The 17,049-nt window shown below is 64.0% G+C and carries 16 protein-coding genes, 1 tRNA gene and 2 pseudogenes; 9 read left to right on the top strand and 10 right to left on the bottom strand.

The window, feature by feature from the left end:
• Positions 1-94: 94 nt before the first annotated feature.
• The 3 genes from gmd to ACSQ76_RS18525 are packed head-to-tail and all read left to right on the top strand — an operon-like array spanning position 95 to position 3,269.
• Positions 95-1,153, top strand: a complete 1,059-nt coding sequence (gene gmd / locus ACSQ76_RS18535; RefSeq protein WP_437157709.1) for a GDP-mannose 4,6-dehydratase — start codon at positions 95-97, stop codon at positions 1,151-1,153.
• On the top strand, positions 1,150-2,082 hold the full coding sequence (locus tag ACSQ76_RS18530; protein ID WP_437157708.1) for a GDP-L-fucose synthase family protein: 933 nt from the start codon (positions 1,150-1,152) through the stop codon (positions 2,080-2,082). Before gmd ends, ACSQ76_RS18530 begins: the two co-directional genes overlap by 4 nt.
• Entirely contained in the window at positions 2,079-3,269 is a 1,191-nt protein-coding gene (locus tag ACSQ76_RS18525) for a DegT/DnrJ/EryC1/StrS family aminotransferase (protein ID WP_437157707.1), read from the top strand. Before ACSQ76_RS18530 ends, ACSQ76_RS18525 begins: the two co-directional genes overlap by 4 nt.
• Positions 3,270-3,328: 59 nt before the next feature.
• On the opposite strand, the gene ACSQ76_RS18520 is transcribed toward ACSQ76_RS18525, so the two are convergent.
• Genes ACSQ76_RS18520 through ACSQ76_RS18510 form a run of 3 tightly spaced genes read right to left on the bottom strand, consistent with a single transcriptional unit; the run spans position 3,329 to position 5,856 of the window.
• Complete coding sequence (locus ACSQ76_RS18520) at positions 3,329-4,288, bottom strand: KpsF/GutQ family sugar-phosphate isomerase (protein WP_437157706.1); 960 nt, start codon at positions 4,286-4,288, stop codon at positions 3,329-3,331.
• A gap of 51 nt (positions 4,289-4,339) precedes the next feature.
• Positions 4,340-5,260 (bottom strand): oxygen-dependent tRNA uridine(34) hydroxylase TrhO, encoded by a 921-nt coding sequence (gene trhO / locus ACSQ76_RS18515; RefSeq protein ID WP_437157705.1) that lies wholly within the window; start codon positions 5,258-5,260, stop codon positions 4,340-4,342.
• 47 nt (positions 5,261-5,307) lie between these two features.
• Entirely contained in the window at positions 5,308-5,856 is a 549-nt protein-coding gene (locus ACSQ76_RS18510; RefSeq protein ID WP_437157704.1) for an NADPH-dependent FMN reductase, read from the bottom strand.
• A 159-nt stretch (positions 5,857-6,015) separates the two neighbouring features.
• Between ACSQ76_RS18510 and pncA the strand changes: the two genes are divergently transcribed.
• Genes pncA through ACSQ76_RS18495 form a run of 3 tightly spaced genes read left to right on the top strand, consistent with a single transcriptional unit; the run spans position 6,016 to position 7,964 of the window.
• Positions 6,016-6,612, top strand: a complete 597-nt coding sequence (gene pncA, locus ACSQ76_RS18505) for a bifunctional nicotinamidase/pyrazinamidase (RefSeq protein ID WP_437157703.1) — start codon at positions 6,016-6,018, stop codon at positions 6,610-6,612.
• On the top strand, positions 6,605-7,195 hold the full coding sequence (locus ACSQ76_RS18500) for a uracil-DNA glycosylase family protein (RefSeq protein ID WP_437157702.1): 591 nt from the start codon (positions 6,605-6,607) through the stop codon (positions 7,193-7,195). The genes pncA and ACSQ76_RS18500 overlap by 8 nt, the downstream gene beginning before the upstream one ends.
• Positions 7,188-7,964: an SseB family protein gene (locus tag ACSQ76_RS18495; protein ID WP_437157701.1), complete on the top strand. Its 777-nt coding sequence runs from the start codon at positions 7,188-7,190 to the stop codon at positions 7,962-7,964. The genes ACSQ76_RS18500 and ACSQ76_RS18495 overlap by 8 nt, the downstream gene beginning before the upstream one ends.
• Before the next feature lie 91 nt (positions 7,965-8,055).
• Here the strand turns inward: ACSQ76_RS18495 and ACSQ76_RS18490 are convergent, their stop codons facing one another.
• The 7 genes and pseudogenes from ACSQ76_RS18490 to ACSQ76_RS18460 form a co-directional block, all read right to left on the bottom strand.
• A complete protein-coding gene (locus ACSQ76_RS18490; RefSeq protein ID WP_437157700.1) occupies positions 8,056-8,991 on the bottom strand; it encodes a 2-hydroxyacid dehydrogenase in 936 nt (311 codons plus the stop codon).
• 5 nt (positions 8,992-8,996) lie between these two features.
• Positions 8,997-10,136 carry a rod shape-determining protein RodA gene (gene rodA / locus ACSQ76_RS18485; RefSeq protein ID WP_437157699.1) on the bottom strand — a complete coding sequence of 380 codons (1,140 nt, stop codon included), beginning with the start codon at positions 10,134-10,136 and terminating at the stop codon, positions 8,997-8,999.
• A 10-nt stretch (positions 10,137-10,146) separates the two neighbouring features.
• Positions 10,147-12,089, bottom strand: a pseudogene (mrdA, locus tag ACSQ76_RS18480) (penicillin-binding protein 2).
• Positions 12,086-12,625, bottom strand: coding sequence for a rod shape-determining protein MreD (locus tag ACSQ76_RS18475; RefSeq protein ID WP_306130789.1), 540 nt, complete (start codon positions 12,623-12,625; stop codon positions 12,086-12,088). The pseudogene mrdA and the gene ACSQ76_RS18475 overlap by 4 nt, the downstream one beginning before the upstream one ends.
• Positions 12,618-13,559, bottom strand: coding sequence for a rod shape-determining protein MreC (gene mreC, locus ACSQ76_RS18470; protein WP_437157698.1), 942 nt, complete (start codon positions 13,557-13,559; stop codon positions 12,618-12,620). Before mreC ends, ACSQ76_RS18475 begins: the two co-directional genes overlap by 8 nt.
• A gap of 85 nt (positions 13,560-13,644) precedes the next feature.
• Complete coding sequence (locus ACSQ76_RS18465; RefSeq protein WP_057792035.1) at positions 13,645-14,691, bottom strand: rod shape-determining protein; 1,047 nt, start codon at positions 14,689-14,691, stop codon at positions 13,645-13,647.
• A 268-nt stretch (positions 14,692-14,959) separates the two neighbouring features.
• Positions 14,960-15,034, bottom strand: a tRNA-Thr gene (locus tag ACSQ76_RS18460).
• A gap of 89 nt (positions 15,035-15,123) precedes the next feature.
• Here ACSQ76_RS18460 and ACSQ76_RS18455 point away from each other — a divergent pair.
• From ACSQ76_RS18455 to ACSQ76_RS18445, 3 genes and pseudogenes are all read left to right on the top strand, one after another.
• Positions 15,124-15,294 carry a hypothetical protein gene (locus ACSQ76_RS18455; protein WP_437157697.1) on the top strand — a complete coding sequence of 57 codons (171 nt, stop codon included), beginning with the start codon at positions 15,124-15,126 and terminating at the stop codon, positions 15,292-15,294.
• A gap of 5 nt (positions 15,295-15,299) precedes the next feature.
• Positions 15,300-16,567: pseudogene (gene murA / locus ACSQ76_RS18450) on the top strand (UDP-N-acetylglucosamine 1-carboxyvinyltransferase).
• Positions 16,564-17,040 (top strand): DUF2948 family protein, encoded by a 477-nt coding sequence (locus ACSQ76_RS18445; RefSeq protein ID WP_437157696.1) that lies wholly within the window; start codon positions 16,564-16,566, stop codon positions 17,038-17,040. Before murA ends, ACSQ76_RS18445 begins: the two are co-directional and overlap by 4 nt.
• Positions 17,041-17,049: the final 9 nt, after the last annotated feature.

The raw sequence follows: 17,049 nt of genomic DNA, 5'->3' as shown, positions 1-17,049 counted from the left end.
GCAAATTCCGAAAACGCCCGGCGGCTTGGGCCTGTTCATTTTCCGCGCGAGGCATTACGGACATGCGAAAGACAGGATTGCGGGGGCCAGGCCCATGAAGACAGCACTGATTACAGGCGTGACGGGACAGGACGGGGCGTATTTGTCGGAGCACCTGCTGGCCGAAGGCTACGAGGTGCACGGGATCAAGCGGCGCACATCGCTGTTCAACACGGCGCGGATCGACCATCTGTTCGAGGGCGAGCCGGGGCGGACTGGCCAGTTTCAACTGCATCACGGAGACATGACCGACAGCTCGTCGCTGACCCGAATCCTTCAGGCGGTGCGCCCGGACGAAGTTTATAACCTTGCCGCGCAAAGCCACGTGGCGGTCTCCTTCGAAGAGCCGGAATACACCGCTAATTCAGATGCGATGGGCGCGCTGCGCCTGCTGGAGGCGATCAGGTTCCTTGGGCTGGGCGACAAGACACGGTTCTACCAGGCGTCGACCTCCGAGCTTTACGGGCTGGTGCAAGAGACCCCGCAGCGCGAGACGACGCCGTTCTACCCGCGCAGCCCCTACGCGGTCGCCAAGCTCTATGCCTACTGGATCACGGTGAACTACCGCGAGGCCTATGACATCTATGCCTGCAACGGCATCCTCTTTAATCACGAGAGCCCCATTCGTGGCGAGACCTTCGTCACGCGCAAGATCACGCGGGCGCTGGCGCGGATCAAGCTGGGCACGCAAAAGGACCTGCGGCTGGGCAACATGGACGCGCTGCGAGACTGGGGCCACGCGCGGGATTACGTCAAGATGATGCACCTGATGTTGCAGCAGGACAAACCCGAGGATTACGTGATCGCCACGGGACAGCAGTATTCGGTCCGCGAGTTCGTGAAACGCGCGGCTGACGTTTTGGGCATGACCGTCACCTTTGAAGGCGAGGGAGTCGACGAGGTGGGTCGTGACGAAACCGGCCGCGTGATCGTGCGGGTCGATCCGGCCTATTTCCGGCCTGCCGAGGTGGAGACACTTCTGGGCGACGCCAGCAAGGCGCGGCAACAGCTGGGCTGGACCCCGGAGACGCCGTTCGAGACGCTGGTCGAGGAGATGGCGCTGTCGGATTTCGAGGAAGCAGCGGCGCAGAAGCGGGCGCAGGAGCAGGGATGAAGGTACTGCTGACCGGCGGGCGCGGCATGGTGGGCCGCGCCATCCAGGACCATCCGCGGGCTGCGGCGCATCGGATCGTGGCGCCTACCAGCGCCGAGCTGGACCTGACGGACCGGGCTGCAGTGATGACTTTCGTTGGCGAGACCGCGCCGGACATCATCATCCACTCGGCGGGCCGCGTGGGCGGGATTCAGGCCAACATGGCCAACCCGGCGGCGTTCCTGACCGAGAACATGGATATGGGGTTTAACGTCGTGATGGCCGCAAGGGAAGCCGGCGTGCCGCGCCTGCTGAACCTCGGCTCGAGCTGCATGTACCCGCATGACGCGCGCAACCCGCTCCGCGAGGACATCCTTGGCAAGGGCGAACTTGAGCCGACGAACGAAGGGTACGGGCTAGCCAAGGTCGCGGTGGCGCGGCTTTGTGCCTTTGTCAGCCATGAACGCGACGACCTGGCGTACAAGACCTTGATCCCGTGCAATCTGTATGGGCTGAACGACAAGTTCGACCCGAAGGTCTCTCACCTCGTGCCGGCGATTATACGCAAGCTGCACGAGGCGAAGGAAAGCCGCGCGGAAACCGTGGAGATCTGGGGCGATGGGACTGCGCGGCGCGAGTTCATGTTCTCGGGCGATCTGGCGGATGGGATCTGGGCGGCGGTCGAGCGGTTCGACGCGCTGCCGGAGCGGATGAATATCGGTTTGGGATATGACTATTCGATCAATGAATATTACGCCGAAGCCGCCCGCGTGATCGGATGGGACGGCGCATTCGTGCATGACCTGACCCGGCCCACCGGCATGAAGCAGAAGCTGCTGGACGTGAGCGCGCAAAAGGCGTTTGGCTGGCAGGCGCGTACCTCGCTGACGGACGGGATCGCGCAAACCTACGCGCATTTTCAGCACCTGGTGGAACGGGGGACGGCATGAGCGATGCCAAGGGTTTCCCGCTGGCGACGACCAGCTGGGACGAAAAGGAGTACGCGGCCATCGACCGGGTGGTGCAGTCGGGCATGTTCTCGATGGGTCCGGAGGTGAAGACGTTCGAGGAGCAATTCGCGGCGGCGATGGGATCCGCCCACGCGGTGATGGTGAACTCGGGCTCGTCGGCGAACCTGCTTATGGTGGCGGCGTTGCGGTACCATTCCAAGATCGACCTGCCCGCGGGGGCAGAGGTGATCGTGCCTGCGGTTAGTTGGTCGACGACATACTATCCGCTGCACCAGTACGGTCTGCGGCTCAAGTTCGTGGATATCGACGCCGATACGCTGAACTACGACCTTGAGGCGCTTGAGGATGCCATCGGCCCCGAGACCAGGGCGATCATGGTGGTGAACCTGCTAGGCAATCCCAACGATTTCGACCGGATCGAGGCCATTGTCGCCGACCGCGACATCGTGGTGATGGAGGACAATTGCGAAAGCCTGGGCGCCACGTTCCGGGGTCGGCAGGCGGGCACCTTCGGGATCGCTGGCACCTATTCGTCGTTCTTCTCGCATCACATTGCCACGATGGAAGGCGGGCTGGTGGTGACCGATGACGAGGAACTGTATCACATCATGTTGTCGGTCCGAAGCCACGGCTGGACCCGGCATTTGCCCAAGTTCAACCACGTGACCGGCGAGAAGAGCGACGATTCGTTCGAGGAAAGCTTCAGGTTCGTGCTGCCGGGCTATAACCTGCGCCCGCTGGAGATGAGCGGGGCGATCGGTCAGGAGCAGATCGCGAAGCTGCCGATGATCGTCGGCGAGCGGCGCAAGAATGCCGAGGCATTCCGTGGATTGATGCAAGGCTATCCGCAGATCCGCATCCAGCGTGAGATCGGCCAATCGAGCTGGTTCGGCTTTTCGATGGTGGTGCAGCCCGATGCCGGGTTCTCACGCGCCGATCTGATTGCCTCCCTGGGCCAACAGGGTGTGGAATGCCGGCCCATCGTGGCGGGGAATTTCGCCAAGAACGAGGTCGTCACAAAGCATATGGATCACGTGATCCACGGCTCTCTGCGCGACGCCGACGAGGTCGACACCAATGGGCTTTTCATCGGCAATCACCATTATCCGCTGGCCGATCAATGGGATCTTCTGCGCGCGGCACTTGACGCCGTGACGGGGTCCTGAGGGCGCGCCCCAGATTATTCTGCGAATAATCTGACCTGAGAAAATTCGTACGAATTTTCTCAGGCGACGCCGGCGCGCAGGGCGTCGTGAATGTGGACGAGGCCCACAAGGCGGTTTTCGGTATCGGTCACGAGCAGCACCGTCCGCTTGTTGGCATTCATCACGCCAAGTGCTTCCACCAGGAGCGTATCCGGCGCGGTAACAAGAGGCGATTTCGTCGCGACTTCGCCGGCGGTGCGTGTCATCAGTCCGTCCATGTTGCGGCGCAAGTCGCCATCGGTGACGATGCCGACGAGATTATCCCCCGAGACCACGGCGGCGACGCCGAAGCTTTTGCGGGTCATTTCCACCAAGGCCTCGCCCATCGGGGTGTCTTCGGTCACGAGGGGGAGTTCGTCGCCGGTGTGCATCACTGCCGAGACCTTCAGCAACTGCGCGCCCAGCGTGCCGCCGGGGTGGAAGGCGAGGAAGTTTTCCCGCTCGAATCCACGCAGTTTCATCATGGCGACGGCCAGCGCATCGCCCATCGCCATGGCGCAGGTGGTCGAGGTGGTGGGGGCCATGCCGATGCCGCAAGCCTCTGGCGCGTCGGGCAGGGTCAGGACGTGGTCGGCCTGCCGCGCAAGCGCACTATCGGGCTTCTTGGTGAGCGCAACCAGCTGTATGGAAAAGCGGGCACAATGGGCGATGATATCGGCCAGTTCGCGGGTCTCGCCGGAATTCGAGATCAGGATCACCGCGTCCTGCCGCGTGACCATGCCCAGATCGCCGTGGCTGGCCTCACCCGGGTGAACGTATTGCGCGGGCGTGCCGGTGGAGGCGAAGGTGGCGGCGATCTTGGCGGCCACGTGGCCGGACTTGCCCATGCCCGAAACGATGACGCGGCCCGGCACCCTGAGCAGGCACTCGACCACAGCATTGAATGCCTCTGGCAGGGTATCGCGCATCAGGTCGAGCGCATCGCGTTCGATGGTCAGCACGTCGCGCGCGATATCGGTGGGGGTCGGAGTGTCCGTCATGGGGGTCGCTTTGCTATGTTGCGGTGAGCCTGTCCGAGGGGGCGTAGCCGGTCAAGCATCGTCCTCGTGTACGATCTTGATGTGGCGGGTGCCACGGGCCTCGGCCAGGGCCATTTGTTTCTGGCGTTCGCGGAAGCGGTTCTTGTCGGCCTCGCTGGTCTCGGCTGCACAAAGGTGGCAGGCAACGCCCTGTTCGTATTCGGGGCGCTGCGTGTCCTCGGGCAAGATCGGGCGGCGGCAGGCGTGGCAGAGCAGGTGCGGTCCTTCCCGAAGGCCGTGGCCCACCGAGACGCGCCCGTCGAAGACGAAACACTCGCCCTTCCATTTGCTGTCCTCGAGCGCGACCTCCTCGAGGTATTTCAGGATCCCGCCCTTGAGGTGGTAGACGTCTTCTACACCCTGCCCCAGCAGGTAGTTCGTGGATTTCTCGCAACGGATGCCGCCTGTACAGAACATCGCGATCCGCCTGCCCGCGAAACGATGCTTGTTCTGCTCCCACCACGCGGGGAAGTCGCGGAAACTTTCGGTCTTTGGATTGATGGCGCCTTGGAACGTTCCAATGGCCACCTCGTAATCGTTGCGGGTGTCTATGACGGCAACGTCTGAAGATTGGATCAGGTCGTTCCAGTCGGCCGGGCCGACGTAGTGTCCGGTTTTTGCCAGCGGATCGACATCGGGTTGACCCATCGTGACGATTTCTTTTTTCAGCCGGACCTTGAGTCGACGGAAGGGTTGCGACGCGGCGGTGCTTTCCTTCCATTCCAGGTCGTCACACCCCGGAAGCGCGCGAATGTGGGTTATCACCGCGTCGATCCCCGCACGAGGCCCGGCGATGGTGCCGTTGATACCCTCATGCGCCAGCAATAGCGAGCCCGATATCCGTTCCGCCTCGCACAGCGCGAGCAGGGGACCCTGAATCGCGGCGGGGTCGTCGAACCGGGTAAAATGATAGAGCGCGGCAATGGTATACATGCGCCGCGATCTACGCTCTTCGATGAATTTCAGCAAGACCCGGGCGGTCAGCCCGCTGCGGTCTTGGCCAGACGCTTCAGCTGCTTGGCGATGAACTCACGCGTGTTGTCGTCGGTCAGCTTGCCGTTTTCGATCTTGCCGGCCGCGCCGCCAATGGCGATCTCAAAGCCCGATTGCACGTCGGCATTTATGACAGACAGCACCTGGCGCAGATTGTAATGGGCCGTCAGGCCCGCCGTGGCGCCGGGCGACTGGGTGATGATCAGAGTGGGCTTGCCGGAAAAAGGCGCGTTCGGCTCTTTCGACATCCAGTCGATCACGTTCTTCAGAACGCCCGAGGTGCCGCGGTTGTATTCCGGCGACACCACGACGATGGCATCGGCGGCGGCCAATTTCTCGGCCAGGTCGCGGACCGGCAGGGGAGAGGTGTCGCCGTCCTTGATGTCCTCGTTGTAAAGCGGGATGTCCGCGATGTCGTGACGGGTGACGGTCACGCCGTCGGGAACAAGCTCCTGCAGGGAGTCGGCGACGGAGGTGCTAAGGCTGCCCTTGCGAAGCGAGCCGCTGATGGTGGCGATGTTGAGGTCTTTGGTCATGGTCAGGTCTCCTTTGACGTTACAGATAATCGGTTTGGGAATGAAAGAAACAGAAAGGTTCGCAGGCGTTCTCTGCAATTCCGCACAGAAAAACCGGGGCGTTGACCATTGCTTGCTGCTGCTTCAGGGTCCGCCTCGCATTGGCAACAGGAGAGACTCATGCCCAAGGCCCTGATCGTGATCGACGTGCAGAACGATTTCTGCCCCGGCGGCGCACTGGCCGTAGACGGCGCCGACCGGATCGTGGCCGGGATCAATACGATGATGAAGGAGGCGGGCGCGGTCGTCCTGACGCAGGACTGGCACCCGGCGGGCCATTCTTCCTTCGCATCGAGCCACGAGGGCAAGGAACCGTTCGAGATGACCGAGATGCCCTATGGCCCGCAGGTCCTGTGGCCGGATCACTGTGTTCAGGGCTCGCCGGGGGCCGAGTTTCATCCTGACCTGGAAACGGACCTGGCCGACATGATCGTTCGCAAGGGGTACAATCCGGCGATCGACAGCTACTCGGCATTTTATGAAAACGACCACGAGACGCCGACCGGCCTGCACGGATACCTGCGCAGCCGGGGCATCACCGAACTGGTGATGGTCGGACTGGCCACGGATTTCTGCGTGAACTATTCAGCCGTCGATGCGGCGCGGCTGGGGTATCCGGTGACCGTGCTGCGCGACCTTTGCCGGGGGATCGATCTTGACGGGTCGCTCGAGGCGGCGTTGAACGGGATGCGCGACGCCGGGGTGACGCTTGCCTGACGATATTGTCCGGAAGATCGAGACCTGCCGGATCTGCGCCGATCGTTTTGCCGCGACAAAGACTGCTCATGCACCGCGCCCGGTGGTGTGGTTCCGGCCCGGCGCCCGCATCCTGATCGCGGGTCAGGCGCCGGGGATCCGGGTCCACCAGTCTGGCAAACCCTTTGACGATCCGTCCGGCGACCGGCTGCGTGACTGGCTGGGCATGACGGCCGAAGAGTTCTATGACAAGCGCCGCGTGGCGGTGATTCCGATGGCGTTCTGCTTTCCGGGATATGACGCAAAGGGGGCCGACCTGCCACCACCCAAGATTTGCGGGCAGACATGGCATGACCGGGTGATGGCAGCACTGGGCGAGGTGCGGCTGAAGGTGATCGTGGGCAGTTATTCGCATCGCTATCACTTAGGCACGAAGGGGCCGGTGACGCAGACGGTGCGCAACTGGCGCGACCATGCGCCGGAGGTTTTTCCCTTGCCGCATCCGTCCTGGCGCAATAGCGGATGGTTGAAGAAGCACCCGTGGTTCGAGGCAGAGGTGCTGCCCGCCTTGCGGCAGGAGGTGAGACGCGCATTGGATGACTGACGAGACACACCTGGATCGGGCCCACGCTGCGATGGAAGCGGGCGGCGAGGCCGAGCGGCTGCGGTATTACCAGACGCTGGCGGCGGCGGAATTGTTCTTGTTGCTCGAGGCGGAGGCCGAGGACGACGACGTGGTCCCGCAAGCCTTCGAGGTGGAGGGCCAGACCTTTGTGCTGGCCTTTGACACCGAGGAGCGGCTGGCGGCTTTTGCCGGGGCCAAGGCGCATTACGTGGCGCTGTCGGGCCGGGCGGTGGCCGACATGCTGGCCGAGGCGGACCTCGGGCTGGGCCTGAACCTGGAGTCGGGACCTCAGGCGGCGCTCTTGCCCAATGCGGCGATGGTCTGGCTGGTCGAGACGCTGGCCGAGGGACCCGAAGAAGTCGAAGCACAGCCGGCGTCGTTCCACCCGCCCAGGGGTCTGCCCGAAACATTGGTGGCGGCGATTGACGCGCGCCTGGCGGCGATGGGCGGGCTGGCGGAACTCGCGTATCTCGTGGGCGTGACCTATGACAACGACACGAGGGGACATCTGCTTGGCGTCGTGGACGCAGTGCCGGGGGCGGAGCCGGCGATAGCGCGGGCCGTGTCGGAAGTGCTGGCGCTGTCGGGGCTGGAGGCCGGGTTGCTGGATGTGGGGTTCTTCCGCGGGACGGACGCGGCGGCGGCGCGGATGGCGTTGGTGGGTTTGCGCTTCGATCTGCCCAAGGCAGAAGAGACACAACGCGCGGCGCCGGGAACCGACCCCGACGAGCCGCCGAAGCTTAGGTGAGCGAGGCGTTTTCTTTAAAAGAAAACGGCCCCGGAATTTCTTGAAAATTCCGTCCCCGCGGCCAAGGGGGACACCGTACTCTCAGGCGTGGTCAGTACCCCAGATCACGATCGACAAGATGCAGCAGATCTTCGCCCGCTTCGCCGCGCCGAATGTTCTCGGCGATCACCTGCGCTGCCGTGTCGGGCCGGGTTTCCGAGGCGATATGCGGCGTGACCGTCACCTTGGGATGGCCCCAGTAGGGATGTTCTGGCGGCAGGGGCTCCGTGCGGAAGACATCAAGCGTGGCGTGACCGATATGGCCGTCGTCGAGCGCCGCGAGCAGGGCGTCGTCGTCGATCAGCGGGCCGCGGCCGGGATTGATAAGACATGCGCCTGCAGGCATTCGCGCAAGCGCATCGGCATCGATCACGTTCTCGGTCTGTGGCGTATCTGGCAGCAACAGCACCAGTATCTGCGCGGTGCAGAGGGCTTGGGGCAGTCCCGCGTCGCCTGAAAGGCACGCGATCCCGGCGATGTTCTTCCGGCTGCGCGACCAGCCCGTGACGGGGAAACCCAGATACACCAGCGCCTCGGCGCAGGCCCCTCCAAGAGCGCCGAGACCGAGAATCGTTACAGGGCGGTCCTTCGCCAGCGGGGGCACTTCGTGGCGCCATGTACCGTCCTGGCCAAGCACATGTGCATCGGTGCCCAGGTGGTGACGCAACACGTGGCCGGTGACCCACTCCACCATCCCGCGTTCCAGCCCGTCATCGACCATGCGGGTCAGCGGTTGCGTCAGGGTTTCGTTGCGAACGATTCCTTCGACCCCGGCCCAAAGATTGAGCACCGCCTTCGCGCGGGTGTAGGGCGTGAAGTCCTGCAAGGGCGAGTTCGGCGCGTAAATGATGTAGTCCACCTGATCGGCGGGCAGGTCCATCGACAGCGTGTAGCCATCAATACCTGCGTCGGACAGCGCCTTGTGCAGGGGGGCTTCGTACTCCGTCCAACGCTCGGGGCGGGCGGCGAAAAGTATGTTCAGGGGCATAAGACCTATCGGGGACGATGAATGTGGGCGCTTTGCACTAGGCCGAAACCCAGCATCAGGATGAGCATGGCCGAGCCGCCGTAGCTGACCAGTGGCAGCGGCACGCCGACGACCGGCGCAAGGCCCATCACCATCGACATGTTGACTGCAAAAAACAGGAAGAAGGTCACGGCGACCCCAAGCGTCATGAGAGACGAGAAACGGTCGCGGTTCGCAAGCGCCGAGGTGACGCAGAATACGACGATGAGCGCGTAAAGCACGAGCAGCGAGATTGCCCCGACGAAACCGAACTCTTCGGCGAGGGTAGTGAAGATGAAGTCGGTATGTTTCTCGGGCAGGAAGTTCAAACGCGATTGCGTGCCCTGCATGAAGCCGCGCCCTGTCCAGCCGCCGGACCCGAGCGCGATCTTGGACTGGGTGATATGATAGCCGGCGCCCAGCGGATCGGACGACGGGTCGAGAAAGGTGTCGATGCGCCGGTACTGATAGTCGGCCAGCAACTGCCAGTCGGTGCCGCGACTTTTGAAGACTGCCGTGATCAGTCCGCCGATACCGGCAATGACGGCTGCGAAATACGCCCAGTGCACGCCCGCGAGGAACATGATCAGCCCGCCGCCGGTGATCAGCAGGATCGACGTGCCGAGATCGGGCTGGCGCAGGACCAACGCGACGGGGATCAGGATCAGTGCGACGGGCAGCAGAACCCAAAGCGGGCGCGAGGTCTTTTTCAGCGGCAGCCAGTCGTAATAGGCCGCCAGAAACATGACCAGCGTGACCTTCATCAGCTCGGACGGTTGCAGGCGCATGAACCCCAGGTCGATCCAGCGCTGCGCACCCTTCCCCTCGACGCCGACCAGTTCCACCGCCACCAGCAGCAGGACGGACACCGTGTAGGCCAGCACCGACATGTTGCGCCAGAACCAGATCGGCACCATCGCCACGAAGAACATGGCGGCAAACCCGAGCGCATAGCGTTTCGCCTGCGGTTCCGCCCAGGGATTGAACGATCCGCCGGCCACCGAGTAGAGCATCAGGATTCCGATGGCGGCGACTGCCGTCAGCAAGAGCGCCAGCGGCCAGTTGAGGTAGAGCACCTTGCGCAGGCCAGAGGGCGTATGCTTGACGGTATATTCAAGATAGCTCATGCCGCACCCTTCATGCCCGGTCGCTGTCTTCGCCGTGGCGACGGTCCAGCCGCGAGCGCAGTTGTTCCTGCTGCGTCTTGATGCGGCCCCTGTCCTTGGACGGATACGCCTCGAGCGGGGGTCCTCACCGTAGAGGGCCTGCAGGGTGATGTCGCGGGCAATCGGCGCCGCCGTGGCAGAGCCGCCGCCGCCGTGCTCGACGATTACCGCCACGGCGACCTTCGGCGTCTCGTAAGGCGCGAAATTGACGTAGAGCGCATGGTCGCGGCGCTCCCACGGCAGGTCCTCGTTGCGAAACACGCCGCGGGCGCGTTCGGCGGCGGTGATGTTGCGAACCTGGCTGGTGCCGGTCTTGCCGGCCATGCGGAACGCGCCTTCGATGATGCGGCTGCCATAGGCCGTGCCGCGCCGGTTGTTGGATACGGCGTACATAGCGCTGCGGATTTCGCGCAGGATGTTCTCGTTCAGGCCGAGGGACTCGCTGGGTTTGGGCGGTTCCTCGACGCCGTCGACCGAGCGGACGAGACGCGGCGAAACAGAGCGGCCCGTGGCCAGCCGCGCCGTCATGACGGCCAGTTGCAGGGGCGAGCTGAGCACGTAGCCCTGGCCGATGGCAGCGTTGGCCGTGTCGCCGATGCGCCAGTCCTCGCCGCGAGACGTCGCCTTCCACAGCTTGTTCGGGATCAGGCCTTCGGCTACGGAGGTCATCGGCAGGTCGTGTTCAACGCCTAGGCCCAGTTTGCGAGCCATCTCGGCCATCTTGTCGATGCCGACACGAAGGGCGAGGTCATAATAGTAGACGTCGCAACTTTCGCGCAGCGAGCGGTGCAGGTCGACATTGCCGTGACCCGCGCGCTTCCAGCAGTGGAAGCGACGGTTCGAGACCTTGAGGAAGCCCGGACAGTAAACTGTCTCGTTCGGATCGACCTGTCCGTCCTCGAGCGCGGCCAGCGCCGTGATCATCTTGAATGTCGAGCCGGGCGGATACACACCCTGCACCGTCTTGTTGGGCAGCGGGCGGTACTTGTTGTCGAGAAGCGCGGAATAATCGGCTTGCGAAATCCCGCGCACGAAGAGGTTGGGGTCGTAGCCCGGCGTCGAGGAACAGGCCAGCAGGTCGCCGGTCTCGCAATCCATGACCACGGCGGCGGCGCTTTCGCCTTCCAGCCGGGCGGTGACATAGGATTGCAGCGCGTTATCCAGTGTCAGTTGAATGTCCGTGCCTGCCTCGCCTTCGACCCGGTCCAGTTCGCGCATGACGCGGCCCGCGGCATTGACCTCGACCCGCTTGGTGCCGGCCTTGCCGCGCAGCGTGTCCTCGCGCCGGCGTTCCAGGCCGATCTTGCCGATCTGGAAGCGCGGGATCAGAAGCAGCGCGTCGGGCGCATCGATGCGTTCCAGGTCGCGGTCGCTGACCGGGCCGACATATCCCACGACATGCGCGTAATCCTCGCCCATCGGATAGTGCCGCGACAGGCCCACCTCGGGGGTGACGCCGGGCAGGGCGGGGGCGTTGACGGCGACGCGGCTGATATCCTCCCAGCTGACGCGATCGGCTACGGTCACCGGCGTGTCACCGCGCAACTTGGCCAGATCTTCGCGGGCCTTTTCAAGTTCCTCGGGGTTCAGCCGCACGAGCTTGGACAGGCGGGCGATCAGGTCCTCGAGGTCGCCGGCCTGTTCGCGGATGATGTTGATCCGATACGAAGGAATGTTCTCGGCAATCACACGCCCCTCGCGGTCGAAGATACGGCCACGGGACGGCGGGATCAGGTGGATGTTGATGCGGTTCTCGTCGGCCAGAAGACGGAACTGGTCGGCTTGGTCGACTTGCAGGTAGCGCATGCGCAGACCCAGAAGGCCCACGAATCCCGCCATGCCGCCCCCCAGCAGAAGGCCGCGCCGGGTGATCTTGCGCTGGCTTTCGGTATTGTCGCGGGTGGGGCGCTTCATGTCCGGCCTCCGAGTGCGTCGATATCGCCGGGCGCCAGTTTACGCACCCCGAAGAGAGATTGCGAGACCAGCACGACCAGCGGATAACAAATCATCGTCATCAGAAGCTGGATGAAACTGAGGCCGAGCGGCGCCTGATCGACCAGCAGCACGGCAAGAATGGTGCGGTAGGCCAGCGTCATGACCACCAGCGTGGTTGCGACCGAGACCCATTCCACTGCAAAGGTGAGGTCACGCAGCCCGATATGCCGGGCCCGCAGCGCCTCGGCCGCGATCAGCACCAGCGCGGCCCAGAGACCGGGCGGGCGGTGGAACATCAGGTCGCCCAGCAGGATCACCCCGGCCACTAGAAGAGGCGGAACGTATTCAGGTCGCCGCAGGATCCACGCAAACGTCAGCGCAACGATCAGGTCCGGCCCGGCCCAGCCGCGCGGCAGGGTTTGAAGCGGCAGCAGGCTGAAGAACATTACGAAAAGCGCGAGCCCCAGATAAAGCAGGCGCATCGTCCACATTTGCAGCGCGGCGTTGTCACCCATCGGTAGCCTCGCTGGTCTGTGCTTCGGCGGGCAGTTGCGGTTCCGGATCGGGATCAGCACCCTGCACGACCGGCACGGACGGCTGAATGAGACCGCCTGGGTCCAGTACGCGCTCATGCCCGTAATTGCGCAGCACGCGCAGGAATTCCAGCCGTTCGTAGTCGGCGGCCAGCCGGACGCGCATCCGTCCACCCGGGTCCTCGGCCATCTGCCCCACCAGCAGGCCGGCCGGAAATACCTCGCCATCGCCCGAGGTCAGGACGCGATCGCCCGGGCGCACCTTGTCGGCATCCTCGATGAAGTCGATCGGCGGCGAGGCGGTGTTGTCGCCGATCAGCAGTGCCTGCTGGCCCGAAGGCTGGATCGTGACGGGTATGCGGCTGGAGGTGTCGGTCAGCAGGATCACACGTGCGGTATTGTCGCCAACGCCCGAAATGCGGCCCACAAGCCCCAGCCCGTCCATCGTGGCCCAGCCGTCGACGATACCGTCACGAGCGCCAACATTGATCAGCACGGACTGGCGGAAAGGCGAGCCGCTGTCGGCCAGCACGACGCCGGTGACAAAGGTCAGTCGGGGGTCGAGTTGCACGTTATTGAGGTCGAGCAGACGTGCGTTCTCCTGTTCCAGTTGCAGCGCGGCCTCTTTCCACGCCTTCATCTGCTGCAATTCGCGGCGCAGTTCCTGGTTTTGCTGGTAGATGCGCTGATAGCTCTGGAAATCGCGCAGAATGTTGACCGCGCCAGTGACCGGTGCCATCGCCCAGTCGAAGCTGGGCACAACCCGGTCGATCACCTGGGCGCGAAACCGTTCCACGCGCGGGCTGTCGATGCGCCACAGCAGGAACAGACCGATAAGGCACACCACCAGAATCCCCAGAAGCAGACGCTTCAGAGGTCCGGTGTAGTCACTGCTTTGTCCTCTGTCTCGGGCCAATGGCGTCCCCGGATTGCAAATGGCCTTGGCGGTGTTGCCACACCACAGATATCACCGTGTGCCATAACCTCAAAGAGCGGGCGCCTCAGCTGTCGTAGTCGATGGCGTGGCGCAGCTGTTTTTCGAATTCCAGCGCCTTGCCGGTGCCGAGCGCCACGCAGTTGAGGCTGTCATCGGCAATGGAGACCGCCAGCCCGGTCTGTTCGCGCAGTGCGAGGTCGAGGTCGCCCAGGAGCGCGCCGCCGCCGGTAAGCATTACGCCACGGTCGACGATGTCGGCGGCAAGGTCCGGCGGGGTGGCTTCCAGCGCCGTCATCACCGCCTCGCAGATCTGCTGGACGGGTTCGGCCAGCGCCTCGGCCACCTGCGCCTGGCTGATCTCGGTTTCCTTGGGCACGCCATTGAGCAGGTCCCGGCCGCGGATCTGCATGGAACTGCCGCGCCCGTCGTCGGGCATGCGGGCCGTGCCGATGGAGGTTTTGATGCGCTCGGCGGTGGATTCACCCACCAGAAGGTTCTGCTGCCGGCGCAGGTAGTTGATGATCGCCTCGTCCATACGGTCACCGCCTACGCGGATCGAGCGGGCATAGACGATGTCGCCCAAGCTGAGGACGGCAACCTCGGTGGTGCCGCCGCCGATATCGACGACCATGTTGCCCGTGGGGTCGGTGATCGGCATCCCCGCACCGATGGCCGCCGCGATTGGCTCGGCCACCAGGCCTGCGCGCCGCGCGCCGGCACTGAGCACGGACTGGCGGATCGCGCGTTTTTCAACGGGTGTCGCGCCGTGGGGGACGCAGACGATGATCTTGGGCTTGGAGAAGGTCGAGCGCTTGTGCACCTTGCGGATAAAATGCTTGATCATCGCCTCGGCGGTGTCGAAATCGGCGATGACGCCTTCGCGCATCGGGCGGATCGCCTCGATGGACCCTGGCGTGCGGCCCAGCATCAGCTTGGCGTCCTCGCCCACGGCCAGCACCTTCTTGACGCCGTCCTTGACGTGATAGGCCACCACGGACGGCTCCGACAGAATGACGCCCCGCCCCTTGACGTAGACCAGCGTATTGGCCGTGCCGAGATCGATCGCCATGTCGGCGGTGAAGAGCCCGGGGATTTTGTCAAAGATGGACATGGGTGCCTGCGTCCTATGGTTAATAGTTTCCTGGTCCCCGACTCGACCACCGGAAACCGTTCGCTCTTATAGAGTGGGCGATTGCCGGGTGAAAGGGTGGTTTCGGGACTGCTAAGCATCAAATTGCCGGGGGTGATCACGATGCGCCAACCTAACGTGCCCCCGGATATGCAGAAAACCGCGATGCATTGAAGAGGCGCGCGCCGCAAGAGAGCCTGTTTTGGTGCTGAATGGAGCAAGACCGGGATGATCACCTCGTCGGTGATCATGGTGCTGCTGGGGAGGATTGAACTCCCGACCTCACCCTTACCAAGGGTGCGCTCTACCACTGAGCTACAGCAGCGCCGGTTCGTGGCGGGGTGATTAGACCGTTCCGTGCATTCGTGCAAGCGTAATCTGGACGCTTTTTGGCGACTGCTGTAGACAGGCGGCATGAGCACGAACCCCCCGCCCAAATCAGGCGCCAAACCCAAGCAGAGCCGAGAGGATCGGCTGAAGGTGGCGTTGAAGGCGAACCTGGCGCGCCGCAAGGCCCAGGCACGCGACAAGGCAGCGGGACAGGAGGGGCAAGAGGCAGGTCAAGGCAAGAAAAAGGGCGGATAGGGCGCATGGATTCGATACTCGTGACGGGCAATGGCCCGCTTGAAGGGCAAATCCCGATTGCCGGGGCCAAGAACGCGTGCCTGACGCTGATGCCGGCCACGCTTTTGAGCGAGGAGCCCCTGACACTGACCAACGCGCCGCGCCTGTCGGACATCAAGACGATGACCGCGTTGCTGCAATCGCTAGGCGCCGAAGTGACGACGCTGCAGGATGGCCAAGTCCTGGCGATGTCGAGCCATGACCTCGACAGTCACGTGGCCGACTATGACATCGTGCGCAAAATGCGGGCCTCGATACTGGTGCTGGGCCCGATGCTGGCGCGGGACGGTCACGCGGTGGTGTCACTTCCGGGCGGATGCGCCATCGGGGCGCGTCCCGTGGACCTGCACCTCAAGGCGCTGGAGGCGATGGGCGCGGAGCTTGAGCTGAAGGAAGGCTATGTGCATGCCAAGGCGCCCGGGGGCCTGAAGGGCGGCACGGTGGACTTTGCGTTGGTGTCGGTTGGGGCGACGGAAAATGCGCTGATGGCGGCCACGCTGGCTAAGGGCACCACGGTCCTGAAAAACGCGGCGCGCGAGCCCGAGATCGTCGATCTGGCGCAATGCCTGCGCAAGATGGGCGCGCAGATCGAGGGCGAAGGCACGAGCGAGATCACCATCCAGGGGTCGAGCGGCTGAATGGCGCGACCCATCCGGTCGTGACCGACCGGATCGAGTTGGGCACGTTCATGCTGGCCCCCGCGATCTGCGGCGGCGAGGTGGAGTGCCTCGGCGGGCGGATCGACCTTGTCGAGGCGTTTTGCGAGAGGCTCGACGCCGCCGGTGTTTCCGTCGAAGAGACCGATGCCGGCCTGAAGGTCACCCGGAAGAATGGGCGCGTACGCGCCGTCGACGTGGTGACCGAGCCGTTTCCGGGCTTTCCGACCGACTTGCAGGCGCAGATGATGGCGCTGATGTGCACAGCCGAGGGCACCAGCGTTCTGGAAGAGAAGATTTTCGAGAACCGTTTCATGCACGCCCCGGAACTGATGCGGATGGGCGCGCGGATCGACGTTCATGGCGGCACCGCAACCGTGACCGGCGTCGAACGGCTCAAGGGCGCGCCGGTCATGGCGACCGATCTGCGGGCGAGCGTCTCGCTGATCCTGGCGGGCCTGGCCGCCGAAGGCGAGACGCTGGTCAACCGCGTCTATCACCTTGACCGCGGCTATGAGCGGGTCGAGGAAAAGCTGGGCAATGTCGGCGCAAAAATAGAACGGGTGCAGGGCGAATGACCGAAGACGCGCGTTTCGAAGATGGGCGCGAGGCGCCGCTAAACCTGGGCGCCTTCGATGCAGAGGATCTCGACGTGGTGTCGAGCCTGGTACAGGACGCTGTCTTTACCTTGCAGGATATGGCCTGGCGCCCCCGCGAGCGCCGACTGGCGCTGCTGATCAACCGGTTCCGCTGGGAGGACGGCGCGCGGGCGCGGCACGGAGCCGAGCGGGTGCGCTCGCTTCTGGTGATCGACAATGTCGAGGGCGTCTCCAGCCAAGGGTTGGATCGCAGTGATCCCGATGTGGTCCTGTCGGTGCTTTCGGTCGGGTTCGAGCCCGACGCCGCCGAGGACGTGGCAGGCTATGTGACGCTGACTCTGGCAGGTGACGGCGCCTTGCGGGCCCGGATCGAGGCGCTGGAAGTCACGCTGCGCGATGTCACGCGCCCCTATCGCGCACCGTCCGGCAAGGCGCCGGACCACGACGCATGAGGCTGCGCG

This window comes from Roseovarius sp. B08, from assembly GCF_051417955.1.
In the GTDB taxonomy this organism is placed as follows: Bacteria; Pseudomonadota; Alphaproteobacteria; order Rhodobacterales; family Rhodobacteraceae; genus Roseovarius.
This window is presented reverse-complemented; position numbering and strand designations above follow the sequence as displayed.